This is a genomic window from Photobacterium aphoticum, from assembly GCF_001029435.1.
Lineage (GTDB): Bacteria > Pseudomonadota > Gammaproteobacteria > Enterobacterales > Vibrionaceae > Photobacterium > Photobacterium aphoticum.
In genome coordinates, this window is the sequence record NZ_LDOV01000001.1 from 23,814 (window position 1) to 35,502 (window position 11,689).

12 protein-coding genes are annotated in these 11,689 nt (G+C 49.9%); 6 read left to right on the forward strand and 6 right to left on the reverse strand.

Going from position 1 to position 11,689, the window contains the following annotated elements; all coding sequences use genetic code 11:
- Positions 1 to 191 precede the first annotated feature (191 nt).
- Positions 192 to 2,330 carry an AsmA family protein gene (locus ABT58_RS00085; protein WP_047872321.1) on the forward strand — a complete coding sequence of 713 codons (2,139 nt, stop codon included), beginning with the start codon at positions 192 to 194 and terminating at the stop codon, positions 2,328 to 2,330.
- A 107-nt stretch (positions 2,331 to 2,437) separates the two neighbouring features.
- Here the strand turns inward: ABT58_RS00085 and ABT58_RS00090 are convergent, their stop codons facing one another.
- Positions 2,438 to 2,893: a CBS domain-containing protein gene (locus ABT58_RS00090; protein WP_047872322.1), complete on the reverse strand. Its 456-nt coding sequence runs from the start codon at positions 2,891 to 2,893 to the stop codon at positions 2,438 to 2,440.
- Between the two features lie 291 nt (positions 2,894 to 3,184).
- On the opposite strand from ABT58_RS00090, the gene ABT58_RS00095 reads away from it, so the two are divergent.
- Together ABT58_RS00095 and ABT58_RS24450 are read left to right on the forward strand one after the other, a co-directional pair.
- Positions 3,185 to 4,243: a metal-dependent hydrolase gene (locus ABT58_RS00095; RefSeq protein WP_047872323.1), complete on the forward strand. Its 1,059-nt coding sequence runs from the start codon at positions 3,185 to 3,187 to the stop codon at positions 4,241 to 4,243.
- A gap of 184 nt (positions 4,244 to 4,427) precedes the next feature.
- Positions 4,428 to 4,553, forward strand: coding sequence for a hypothetical protein (locus tag ABT58_RS24450; RefSeq protein ID WP_268248446.1), 126 nt, complete (start codon positions 4,428 to 4,430; stop codon positions 4,551 to 4,553).
- A 122-nt stretch (positions 4,554 to 4,675) separates the two neighbouring features.
- Here ABT58_RS24450 and ABT58_RS00100 read toward each other — a convergent pair whose 3' ends face one another.
- From ABT58_RS00100 to ABT58_RS00110, 3 genes are all read right to left on the reverse strand, one after another.
- Positions 4,676 to 5,110, reverse strand: coding sequence for a phosphate-starvation-inducible protein PsiE (locus ABT58_RS00100; RefSeq protein WP_047872324.1), 435 nt, complete (start codon positions 5,108 to 5,110; stop codon positions 4,676 to 4,678).
- 190 nt (positions 5,111 to 5,300) lie between these two features.
- The gene (gene cobO / locus ABT58_RS00105) at positions 5,301 to 5,936 is read right to left on the reverse strand and encodes a cob(I)yrinic acid a,c-diamide adenosyltransferase (RefSeq protein WP_047872325.1); all 636 of its coding nucleotides are present in this window, start codon (positions 5,934 to 5,936) and stop codon (positions 5,301 to 5,303) included.
- A gap of 42 nt (positions 5,937 to 5,978) precedes the next feature.
- On the reverse strand, positions 5,979 to 6,749 hold the full coding sequence (locus ABT58_RS00110) for an adenosylcobinamide-GDP ribazoletransferase (RefSeq protein WP_047872326.1): 771 nt from the start codon (positions 6,747 to 6,749) through the stop codon (positions 5,979 to 5,981).
- Between the two features lie 164 nt (positions 6,750 to 6,913).
- Between ABT58_RS00110 and ABT58_RS00115 the strand changes: the two genes are divergently transcribed.
- Positions 6,914 to 7,624: a DUF3313 domain-containing protein gene (locus tag ABT58_RS00115; RefSeq protein ID WP_047872327.1), complete on the forward strand. Its 711-nt coding sequence runs from the start codon at positions 6,914 to 6,916 to the stop codon at positions 7,622 to 7,624.
- Positions 7,625 to 7,672: 48 nt separating this feature from the next.
- Here ABT58_RS00115 and ABT58_RS00120 read toward each other — a convergent pair whose 3' ends face one another.
- Positions 7,673 to 8,401, reverse strand: coding sequence for an SDR family NAD(P)-dependent oxidoreductase (locus ABT58_RS00120; RefSeq protein ID WP_047872328.1), 729 nt, complete (start codon positions 8,399 to 8,401; stop codon positions 7,673 to 7,675).
- Positions 8,402 to 8,666: 265 nt separating this feature from the next.
- Between ABT58_RS00120 and ABT58_RS00125 the strand changes: the two genes are divergently transcribed.
- Positions 8,667 to 9,362 carry an SDR family oxidoreductase gene (locus tag ABT58_RS00125; protein ID WP_047872329.1) on the forward strand — a complete coding sequence of 232 codons (696 nt, stop codon included), beginning with the start codon at positions 8,667 to 8,669 and terminating at the stop codon, positions 9,360 to 9,362.
- Positions 9,363 to 9,443: 81 nt separating this feature from the next.
- Positions 9,444 to 9,905 (forward strand): low molecular weight protein-tyrosine-phosphatase, encoded by a 462-nt coding sequence (locus tag ABT58_RS00130; protein ID WP_047872330.1) that lies wholly within the window; start codon positions 9,444 to 9,446, stop codon positions 9,903 to 9,905.
- A gap of 183 nt (positions 9,906 to 10,088) precedes the next feature.
- Here ABT58_RS00130 and ABT58_RS00135 read toward each other — a convergent pair whose 3' ends face one another.
- Positions 10,089 to 11,645 carry a SulP family inorganic anion transporter gene (locus ABT58_RS00135; RefSeq protein WP_047872331.1) on the reverse strand — a complete coding sequence of 519 codons (1,557 nt, stop codon included), beginning with the start codon at positions 11,643 to 11,645 and terminating at the stop codon, positions 10,089 to 10,091.
- Positions 11,646 to 11,689: the final 44 nt, after the last annotated feature.

The window sequence follows — 11,689 nt, forward strand, 5'->3', positions numbered from 1 at the left end:
TATCACAGATTTATCAGGCAGCCGAAGGGCTGCCTATTTTTTTTGCCATGAATGGTAGACAATACTGATATACCCCCTAATGACGGTCATTGGTTGGGGTATACCCATTCAGTCAGGGTAGAGGAACAGGGTTTGTCTTGCATCGGGCGTGTTCGCGCGGTGTAAAGGCGCATGTAACAAGTGGGGATAAAATGAAAAAAATACTCTTTGCGTTGCTGGCCATTGTTGTGGTCATTGTGATTGGTGTGGCGGCATTGCTCACCTTGGTGGATCCAAACCAGTTTAAGCCCCTGATTGCCGAGCAGGTGAAAAAGAACACCGGCCGTGAGTTGGTGATTGAGGGCGATATTCAATGGCGCTTTTTCCCAACCATCGGTTTTGATATCGGTCAAACGGCGTTTCGTAACCCAACGGGGTTTGCCGAACCTAACCTGGTGCAATTTGACAGTGCTGCCTTGTCGGTGTCTGTGATGCCACTTTTCTCCCAGCAGTTGGAAATCGGTAACGTGAGCCTGCAAGGCGGACACGTGTTTATCCAGACGCTGCCAAATGGTACCAGCAACCTTGACGGTATCGGCAAGCAAGCGGATACCGCAGAGCCAAAAAATGCGACTGAACCAGCGGCTGCCGAATCAACCGCAACAGAATCTCAGCCTGCCGGCGATAAAAAGCCATGGACGCTGACGCTGCAAGGCATTGAAATTGTTGATGCCAGTGCCACGGTGCGTGACGATCAGAAAGGCACGCAAATGGCGATCAGCGCGCTGAATTTCTCTTTGAGCCGTTTTGCGCCAGGTGAGTGGACGTCGGCCACCTTTGACGTAACCGGTAAAAACAATGGTTTGAGTTTCAGTGCAAACGGTGAAACCGAGTTGTTGATTGCGAAAGGCTTAGACAGCGCACAGGTAAAAGCCTTGTCGTTGAACGCGTCAGCACAGGATGCGAAGAACAAGATTGAGTCGGTGAACGTGAGTGTGGATCACTTCCAGCTTGGTGAGTGGGCGAGCATTACGTTCAGCGCTAAAGGTCAGGTGCCGGATTTGGCGTTTGATGCAACCGGTCAAACCCGCTTGCAGCTTGATCAAGCCATGAATACCTTGTCACTTGAAGGCTTGTCACTGAACACTGACTTGAAAGGCAAAGTCTTACCGCGTCCAGAGATGGCGTTGAAAGTCGCGGCGGATGCCCAGTATGTGATGGACAAGCAGCAAGCGACCCTGTCTCAGGTCGCTGTGAATCTTGATGAGTTGGCAGTAACGGGTAATGCGTCGTTTAAAGCGGCGGATATTCCGGTCATTCGCTTTGATCTGACATCAGATAAGATTGATGTGGATGCCTTCCTCGGTCAAGCGACGGCCGAAGCGAAAGCCACCCCGGTTGCGGACAAATCGGCAGGTAATGCGCCAGCAAAACCAGTGGCTGACAAGAATAAAGAGCCTGATCTTTCTGCACTGAAAACGCTGGATGTGGCAGGTAAAGTGAAGGTCGGTCAGTTTAAAGCAGGCAATGCCAAACTGAGCGATGTCGCGATGGATGTGCAGATCAAACGTGGCGTACTGCGCTTAAACGCGTTTGATGCCAAGTTATACCAAGGCACGATTCATGCGACCGCACAAATCGATGCGAATCCGGCGCTACCGACGTATTTAGTCAATAAATCGATCAAAGGCGTGCAGGTTCAGCCGCTGCTGAAAGATGTGGCGAAGACCGATGTCTTGGCCGGTCAGGGGGATATTACGGTAAATGCACGCGGTAAAGGACTGTCGGAAATGCGCCTGCGCGAAAACATCGCGGGCTCGATTGCGATTCATTTTGCCGATGGTGCAATTTACGGTGTGAACATTCCTGAGATGATCCGTGAAGCCCGTGCGACGCTAAAAGGCAAGAAAGCGGAATACGTCAAAGAAGAGAAGAAAACCGACTTCTCTGCCATGAAAGCGACCTTTACGCTGGGTAATGGCATCGCCAGCACCAATGATTTAGCCATTGAATCACCCTTATTGCGTATTGCCGGTAACGGTGACACGAATTTGGTTTCAGAGGCGATTGATTTCACCATCAATACATCCGTGGTCGCGACCACCAAAGGTCAGGGCGGAAAAGATGTCGACCATGTGGCAGATCTGACCGTGCCGATTGATGTGAAAGGCAATTGGACTCAGCCAAGTTTCTCACTCAACGTGGCGAAGTTGCTCAAGCAAAACAATGAGCTGGAAAAGAAAGCCAAGAAAGAAGTGGAACGCGGTTTAGAAAAACTGCTGGGCGATAAAGCCAAAGATGAAGACATTAAAAACGCGGCAGATAAATTGCTAAAAGGGCTGTTTAACTGATCGTGACACCATCATGGTGCTAAAAACGAAGGGCTTACCGATAACCGGTAAGCCCTTTTTTCTATGCGTTGATTGATGGTGTTTGTCTCAGGTCTTAATCAGGTGACTTAAGCGCGGGCTGCTTTGCTCTTTTTCATGGATTTTTGGCTTTCCAGACTGGCCTGAAAGGCTTTCAGTAAGTCGACGGCGGACAGCATGCCGACTAAATCACCGGTTTTATTCAGTACCGGGGCCGCCCCGACATGGTGGTCAAGAATGGTGCCAATGGCTTTGGTGAGGGTATCGTAAGTTCTGACATGGATGATGTCTTTACACATGACGTCTTGAATATGGAGATCGTCGCTCAGGGCGTAATCATGACCAATATCGGGAGATTCATCGACCCACCCCGGGCGGCGCAGTTCGCGATCACTGACAATCCCGACTAATGCCCCTTCAGGATCGACCACGGGTAAGTGGCGAATGGCTTCATCTTTCATTAGGAAAAAGGCTTCACGGATCCCTGCATTCGGTGACACCGTGATGACTTTCTGAGTCATGTATTCAGACACTTTTGTTGGCATTGCTTATCCTCTTTGTCAGAGTGAATGGACGTTGCCTGATTTACCCTAGCGAAATTTCAGCGTGGGTTCTGCGAGCTATCTCAGAGTTTTTTGATCCCCTTACGGTGTGCTAGAACCGGTTTGACATTGCTTTGATGAGGCACAAACAAGCGATGGAAACAGGGATGATTGTCGTAAAACAGCGTCTAACGGTAACGATTTTCGTGTTCTCCAGCGTGGTCTTTCTGGTAGTGTGTGCCGTATCAGACAATGATTGTCGTTTAAGATGAAGTAGATAGCGAAGGAGCCCGTGTGGATTCAGTAACTCAAATTGCGCTTGGCGCAGCGGTAGCAGGCGTGGTCGCGGGCAGGCAGTGTACGCCCAAAGTGTTGTTAGCCGGCGCTGCGTTAGGCACATTGCCCGATCTGGATGTGTTGATCAGCTATGGCGATCCGGTGTCTGACATGGTGAAACACCGGGGCTTTAGCCATTCCCTGTTTGTGTTGCTGCCGTTTTCCTGGTTGTTGGCCACCTTGTGGCAGCGATTGCGGCCCACGGACTTTACCTTTGCCCGTTTGTGGTTGCTGGTGGCGGCCAGCTTGATCACCCATCCGCTGCTCGACAGCTTTACGACCTATGGCACTCAATTGCTGTGGCCGATCACGACGCCTTATGCGGTGTCCAGCATCTTCATTATTGACCCGCTTTATACTGTGCCGTTAGTGGTGACGTTACTGGCCAGTGTATTGTGGCGCGACCGTATGGCGAAATTGTGCGGTATTGGCCTGACAATATCGACCTTGTACCTCGGTTGGTCATGGCTGGCGCTCAATATGGTGGAGAATCGAGTGGATGCCCAGTTGGCAGGAACGACATTGGCCGATAAGCCACGCTTTTTTGCCCCGACACCACTCAATACCGTGTTGTGGCGTGTTGTAGTAAAAGACGGTGATCAATATTGGGAAGGGTTAGCGTCATTGCTGGATAAAAACAGCGAAATTTCGTTTATCGCTAAAGATCGCGGTGAAAGGCCTTCACAACTCGCGTCTTCTCATTTGAGTGATTTAGAAGCGTTCACTAACGGCTTTGTGAAGTACGAGCAACGCAATGATCAATTGGTGGTGACGGATTTACGGTTGGGAATGGTGGATTATCTGCCGTTTCAGTTTGCATTGGCGCATAAGCAAGCCGCTCAGTGGCAAGCGACAGATCCCGTGCAGTTAGAGAGTCCGGCGGTCAAACCGAAACATTTACCTGCACTATGGTTGAGGCTACTGGGGAACCAAGATATAGATGCGAACTTGTGCCATGTGTCAGAATGCCCGACGTCAGAAATGAATGTGCAGGTGAGTTCAGGAACCCGTCAGTAAGGGGAGTGCAAACTATGATTAACGAGATCTTATAAACATTTATATGTTATTCGTTGCGCAGTTTGCTTAAAATGTGTAAATGCAATCAAATTGTTATTCTTTAAAAGAATAAAAATGAGCAGCAAAACAGTAAAAGTTGTATGATTGCCGTATGTCCTTTAAGTGTCAGTAACAGAGGTAAGCGATGAAAAAGCTTGATTTGGATGCGCTTAGGGCAAGGATGCATGAAAAAGCGGTGAACAAAGCCGTTGCTTATTACAAGAAAAAACATCAAAAACCACGTTTAACAACTCTTGCAAAAGAGGCCTAAGTTATTCTTCTTGTTATAAGTTGTACTCAGTAGAAGAGTCGCAAACCCAATGTAAAAGGAGCGTTGAACGCTCCTTTTTTTTATGTCTTTTTTTCGAGGAAATAAGAGGTTAGGTGGTCAGATCAATCATCTGACTGGCGCTTGCTTGGGTCGGAGACTTCCTCATACGGCCAGTAATGGTGGCCAATACGAATGATCAGCGTGGCAGCGGCCAGAATGAAGGCGGCAGTTGCTAACCACACCACATAAATCCCATCCAATTCTTTCATACCCAGCGTGATATAGCGGGCAATGGCCATAATGGCGATGTAAATCGGGTAGCGTACCGGAATTTTACCGTTGGTGATAAATTGCTGCACCATGGCTAACACTTCGAGATAAATGAACATCAATAGGATGTCAGTAAGCAAAATTTGCTTATTCACATACACATGGATGAATTCGTTGAGCATGGCAACTACCGTCGCCATGGTGATAGCCACTAACAGAATGGCTTCCAATACATGGAATAACTTTAGAAAAGGGCGACTAAAGCTTTTAGGTAAATGAGAAGGCATAACCAATCCTTATAAGAATTATTTTGCCTTAGTATATGAGATGAGGGCGTAAGGGGATAACGGAAGTTTAGGACAATGACATGACTGGCGGAAATTCAGGCAACAGCAGGTCAAGATACCAGAAAGGTTAGAGGTATTTGACCTGCTCGTATGATCGGGAGCGCGTGTAAACCGATGCTGACTCGTACTGTTACCAGTCAATGCCTTTACGTGCTTTTACGCCGCTTTCAAAAGCGTGTTTTACGTTACGCACTTCCGATACGGTATCCGCCAATTCAATAAGAGTACGGTGTGCACCACGTCCTGTGACAATCACCGATTGTGAGGCCGGACGCTGAGTAATCGCCTCAACCACTTCATCCAGTTCAACATAGCCATAAGTGACCATGTAAGTCAGCTCATCCAGCAGCACCACATCGTAGCGTGCATCGGCCAGCATCTTTTTACATTCTGCCCACGTTTCCTGTGCGGCTTGGGTGTCGGCTGCTTTGTTTTGAGTTTCCCACGTGAATCCTGTCGCCATCACCGCAAAGTGCACGCCATGCTGTTCTAACAGGGCGCGTTCGCCGCAATCCCACGTGCCTTTAATGAACTGGCCGACACCACAGGTTTGTCCGTGGCCCACTGCGCGTGCAATGGTGCCAAAGCCAGAGGTTGACTTACCTTTACCGTTACCGGTAATGATTAAAAACAGCCCTTTTTCTTCTTGTGCGGCATCGACACGGGCATCGATTTCCGCTTTGACTTTTTGCTGACGGGCTTTATAGCGTTCGTCTTTCTGCGCAGAGGCGTTTTGGGACGTGTCAGGTTGCGAAGAAGTCGTCATAGTCATCCTTATCGATTTGAGAGCTTGATTTATGTGTTGCGGTTAATGTGCCACCATGGTCAACAGCACCAGGTAACCACACAGTTCGGCAATTTGTTGCGCAGCCCCCAGGCAATCCCCGGTATATCCGCCGAGCTGGCGTTGGAACCAACGGCCACATAAGGTGCGCACCAGCAAGAGCACAACCGTTAGTGCGACAGCAACAGAAAGCGGTAAAAACAGTAATATAATCAAACTGGTGAAAATTAAAACCCACAAATCCTGAGGACTTTGCTGATTGGCGAGGGGCTTCACCTTACTTTGTTCATCCAGGCGAACGTAGGGGTAACTGACGATGAGGCTGGCAGCGACCGCGCGGCTGAGTCCATGCAGGCTGATCAAGGCGATGACGGTATACATCGGATTAACGTCAGCCAGCGCTGTTAAGCTGGCCCATTTCATGGCGAGTGCAACAAACAGCGCTGCCGCCCCGTAGGTACCTAAGCGTGAATCTTTCATGATATCGAGCTTTTGTGCCGGCTCCCAGCCTCCGCCAAACCCATCAAAGACATCGGCTAAGCCGTCTTCATGGAAAGCACCTGTCACCAATAAGCTGGTGGCCATAGCGATCAATACAGCAATTGGTGCCGGAAACAGACAGTGTGCCAGCCAAAATGCGACAGCGCTGATAAGGCCGACCACAATCCCGACCAAGGCAAAGTAGCGATTGGCCTGATTAAGGCGATCCGGCGAGTACGGTGTATCAGCAGGAATGGGAATACGGGTGAAAAAGGCTAATGCGACCAGAAAAATTTGCCACTGCTGCTTCATCATAAAAATGCCGTTAAGGTGATAAAAAGGCGGAAAAAAGAGAACGCTACGTTACTTGAAAGGACACGGAGATACCAGAGAAACCTTGTACGCGTACCTTTTAAATGGAATGTCATTCTGTATAATGTGTCGATAAAATAGACAGGGTAAGCGCAAAGGGGAAAGGTATGCGAAACGTCATGGTCAGGATGGTCATCATGGGGCTAGTCATGGGATTGAGTGGGTGTACCCGTTATCTTCCGAAGGAGGATGAACAAGCCACGGTGATTAACAGTACCAATAAGCCGTTGATGGAAGTGCGGTATATTGAGGAAACGACCGGCCTGCAGTGGGTTTCACCGGATTTCGATGTCGCCAATTATCAGTCTTTACTGATTCGGCCTGTGGCGTTGCACCCTTTGGCGCATAATGTCGATCAAATACCGGTTGCGGTGTTAGAAAAGATTTCTGAACGATTAACCCAGCGCGTCAGTGATAAATTGGCGGTCGGGGTCCCGATTGTTGAACAACCTAGCGTGCAGACGGCGACCCTGAACATTGATATCACTCGCGCCAGTACCGAAATGGAAGAGCTGCAAATTACCGAAGTGCTGCCTTACGGCGCCTTGATTGGCGGCGCGAAGGCGTTGCTGGGCACCCGTGACAGGAACGTACGCATTTTGGTGGAGTCGCAGCTGGTTGACAGCCTGACCGGAGAGATATTGGCAGAACGAGTCAGTGTCTTGCTGGCAGAAGACATATTAGAAAATGACCGTGAAACGCTGCGTTATGAGCAAATTAAAGCCGCCGTGGACACGTTTACCCAAGATATTGTCGATTTTATCCGTATCACGGCGTATGAAGCCAAGCAGAGCGAGCATACACTTCCCTCATCATGAGCCTAATTTTCTATGCAGGTAACGTGGTGAGTCTCACTGAACAGAGGCTCACCACGGAATCACCTTGCCGTCATAACTGAAAAACTGACCGCTATCTTCCGGGCCTGTGTCGTCAATGCGTTGCGCCAAACATTCTGCCACATAAGCGGGGCTAAACAGCTTGCCTGCCGGAACATTCTTCTGAAAAGGTGCAGACAGCGCGGTATCAGTCGTACCGGGGTGAAAGGCCAGTACACAACAGTGTGGCAATTTAAAGCGCCATTCAATGCTGATCGTTTTCAGTGCCATATTCAGCGCCGCCTTGGCGCAGCGATAGCTGATCCAGCCACCCACTTTGTTATCCTCAATACTCCCAATCCGCGCTGAAAAAGCAATGAAATGGCTGCGTGGGCTGGCTTTCAGGTGTGGCATAAAGTGTTTGGCCAGCAGAAGTGTCGACAGGGTATTGGTATTGACGTTGTCGGCGAAAAACTGGGGGTCAAAAGCTGTAATGGATTTTTCCGGTCCCTGCTCAGGGTGATGAAGCAGGCCCGCTGCGTTGATTAACAATGATAAAGGCGGCAGTGCGCTTGCGAGTGCGGCAATGTCTGCTTCTTGGGTGATATCAACCTGATACCAGTGCACTTTAGTGGCGGATGTCGTTACCGGTCTCGCGGTAGAATCCGGTACAGTGCTGTGATAGGTTGCATATATGGTCGCATCAGGGTGCACCGCATGGAAGTGTTGGATCAGGGCTTGGCCGATGCCGCCTGAGCCACCAATAATCAGAATATTCACCGTTGTTTATCCTTAAGCATGAGGAAAATAAAAAGAGGTATTACTGACAATACGGCCTGACAGTCCAAACAGAGCACTCTGGAAACCGTCTTGAAACAGATAGCCACATAGTGCACGGTCGCCAAGTGCTATAAAAGCAAACACGAAAAAACCAAGTACGAAAAAACTAGGCGCGATAAAACTAAGCGCGATAAAACCAAGCGCGATAAAACCAAGCGTCGTGAGCGCCGTGAAATAACAAGCCATGAAACAAGGAGAAGAGCGTATGGAAACAGTCGTTATTACCGGCGGATCTCGAGGAATCGGACTGGCTTTAAGTCAGCGTTTTCTGGCCTTGGGGTATCACGTGATTACCTCTTATCGAGGCACGCCCTCAGCGGCACAAATGGCATTGGCTGATTCATCAAGATTGACGTTGCTGGAATTAGAAGTCACAAACAGCGACTCGGTGGTGCAGTTTGCGGCAGACGTGAAAACTGCGTTGGCTGGGCGTCCTCTGGATATCCTCATTAACAATGCCGGAGTGATTGGTCCAGATGCACAAGCCTTTGATACCGTAGAAGCGCAGGCATGGCTGGAGACGCTATCGGTCAATACTATTGCACCGCTGATGGTCAGCCGTGCACTGCTGCCGCTGATGACAGAGGCTAAGCGGCCTCGGTTAGTGAGTATCTCCAGTCAGATGTCATCGTTGGTTGGCACGGGGTTGGGGATGTATGCCTATCGCAGTGCCAAAGCCGCGTTGAATAAGGTGATGCAAGTGCTCTCAATGGAGCAGGCGGAACATGGCATTGTTGTTTGTCCGATAGATCCGGGATGGGTGCAGACGGACATGGGCGGTGATGCAGCGGATATCACGGTGGATGTGTGCGCGAACGGCATTGCTGCTGTTGTGGAAGGTTTAACGATGGCGCAAACCGGCCAGTTCCTGACATGGGAAGGGAGCGTGCGTCCTTGGTAACGGTTTGTATCCGTCATGTGTATGCAGTAAGTTAAGATCATCATTGAACGAAGAACCGGGTAGTAAAGGGAGCGCAGCATCATGATGGAAAAAAAAGTGCTGGTGGTTTGTATGGGCAATATTTGTCGTTCACCCACGGCAGAAGTGGTGTTGCGCACTAAAGCAAAAGAGCGAGATATTCCCTTGATTGTCGATTCTGCGGGCACGCTGGGCTACCACCAAGGTGAGAAACCGGATCCGCGCTCTCGGGCGGCCGGTGAAGCGCGGGGCTATCGGTTTGATGGGGTGAAAGCGCGCAAAGTCATTGATGACGATTTTGAGTATTTTGATCTCGTGTTAGCGGCTGATCGCGACAATTTACAGGCATTAATGGCGATGTGCCCAGAAGCGCATCAGCATAAGCTGGCACTGTTTTTGGATTATGGTGACGGGACGACCGCTGAAATTCCGGATCCATACTACGGTGGTCAACGCGGGTTTGATCATGTGCTGGATTTGGTAGAGCAGGCTTCGGACGGGCTGTTAACTCACTTAACTCAGTAAAGCCATTAGAGCCACTTTAGCCGTAGATCTAGCGGGTCAGTCGACCCGATAAGTCGTGGACAGCGACTGAATCACAATGGTACAGATATAAAAACGCCCACAGCAATGTGGGCGTTTTTGTTTATAGCGAATACCCGATAAGGGGATCTTGGTAAGATGCTATCTGCTATTCAGCAGGGGCGATTAACCCAATGTGTCTGTCGCGACTTTGTAAGTCGGATCTTCAATCATATTCACTTCAACCAGATTACCGGCCTTTTTCAGCAGTGAACGACATTCAGGGCTAAGGTGACGAATATGCAGTGTTTTACCTTGGGCTGCATAACGTTCAGCAATGGTATCAATCGCTTCTACCGCTGAGTGGTCAGCCACGCGTGACTGGGCAAAATCAATGATCACGTCAGCAGGATCGTTTTTCGCGTCAAATAGCTCAAGGAAGTGAGACACAGAACCAAAGAACAGCGGACCGTTTACTTTGTAGATCTTGGTGCCGTTTTCATCCACATGGCTAGAGGCGTAGATGTGTTTGGCATGGTTCCAAGCAAAAACAAGCGCAGAGTAAATCACACCTACGATAACTGCCAGTGCCAGGTCAAAGGCCACCGTCACTGCAGTTACCAGAATAATGGCAAAGAAGTCATGCTTCGGCACTTTACGCGCCATTTTGAAGCTTGCCCACTCGAAGGTGCCAATCACGACCATGAACATTACACCGACCAGTGCAGCCAGCGGGATCATTTCAATCAGTGCAGAGCCAAACAGGATAAACAGCAACAGGCCAACCGCACCGGTGATACCTGACAGACGACCACGACCGCCGGAGTTAATGTTGATCATGGACTGACCGATCATCGCACAGCCACCCATCGCCCCAAACACAGAACAGGTTACGTTTGCCACACCTTGGCCCACACATTCGCGGTTACCTTGACCGCGGGTGCCAGTCATTTCATCAACCACGGTCAGCGTCAGTAGGGACTCAATCAAGCCTACCGCAGCCAGGATCAGCGAGTAAGGCAGGATAATACGCAGCGTTTCTAGGTTGAAGCCCACTTCTGGCAGAGCAAAGTTTGGTAGTGAACCAGCCAGTGTGGCATTAGCATCGCCACTCATGGTGCGGACAAAGTCAATCACGGTACGGGTATCAAGGCCCAGGCCATGAACCAATGCCGTTACAGTAATAATGGCAACCAGTGATGAAGGAACGGCTTTGGTCAGCTTCGGCAAGAAGTGAATAATAAACATGGTTAGCGCAACCAAGCCCAGCATGATGAACAGCGGTGTGCCTTGCATCCACTGTAGCGCACCGGATGCATCCGGCACTTTAAATTGGCCAAGCTGTGCAAGGAAAATGACAATCGCCAGGCCGTTTACAAAGCCGATCATCACCGGATGTGGCACCATGCGGATAAATTTACCCAGCTTGAACACGCCCGCCAGAATTTGCAGTACACCCGCTAGCATGACCGCAGCAAAGAGATATTGAATACCGTGCTCAGCCACCAGGCTGACCATGACAACCGCCATCGCACCGGTTGCACCGGAAATCATGCCCGGACGACCGCCTAGTACGGCAGTAATAAAGCCCATGATGAACGCAGCGTAAAGGCCGACCATTGGGTCAACACCGGCGACGAACGCGAAAGCGACCGCTTCAGGGACAAGGGCAAGAGCTACAGTGAGCCCCGAGAGGACGTCATTCTTGACGGATTGGCGCGAAAATTGGGGGAATTCAAACATGGTGATCCGCTTAGTTCCGGTACTGATGAAGTATATGGAGTTAC

Coding starts and splice junctions, on each gene's coding strand:
- ABT58_RS00135 (WP_047872331.1), bottom strand. CDS start 11,645: ATGTTTGAATTCCCCCAATTTTCGCGCCAATCCGTCAAGAATGACGTC.
- ABT58_RS00115 (WP_047872327.1), top strand. CDS start 6,914: ATGCGAAACGTCATGGTCAGGATGGTCATCATGGGGCTAGTCATGGGA.
- ABT58_RS00130 (WP_047872330.1), top strand. CDS start 9,444: ATGATGGAAAAAAAAGTGCTGGTGGTTTGTATGGGCAATATTTGTCGT.
- ABT58_RS00125 (WP_047872329.1), top strand. CDS start 8,667: ATGGAAACAGTCGTTATTACCGGCGGATCTCGAGGAATCGGACTGGCT.
- ABT58_RS00090 (WP_047872322.1), bottom strand. CDS start 2,893: ATGCCAACAAAAGTGTCTGAATACATGACTCAGAAAGTCATCACGGTG.
- ABT58_RS00085 (WP_047872321.1), top strand. CDS start 192: ATGAAAAAAATACTCTTTGCGTTGCTGGCCATTGTTGTGGTCATTGTG.
- ABT58_RS24450 (WP_268248446.1), top strand. CDS start 4,428: ATGAAAAAGCTTGATTTGGATGCGCTTAGGGCAAGGATGCATGAAAAA.
- cobO (WP_047872325.1), bottom strand. CDS start 5,936: ATGACGACTTCTTCGCAACCTGACACGTCCCAAAACGCCTCTGCGCAG.
- ABT58_RS00100 (WP_047872324.1), bottom strand. CDS start 5,110: ATGCCTTCTCATTTACCTAAAAGCTTTAGTCGCCCTTTTCTAAAGTTA.
- ABT58_RS00110 (WP_047872326.1), bottom strand. CDS start 6,749: ATGATGAAGCAGCAGTGGCAAATTTTTCTGGTCGCATTAGCCTTTTTC.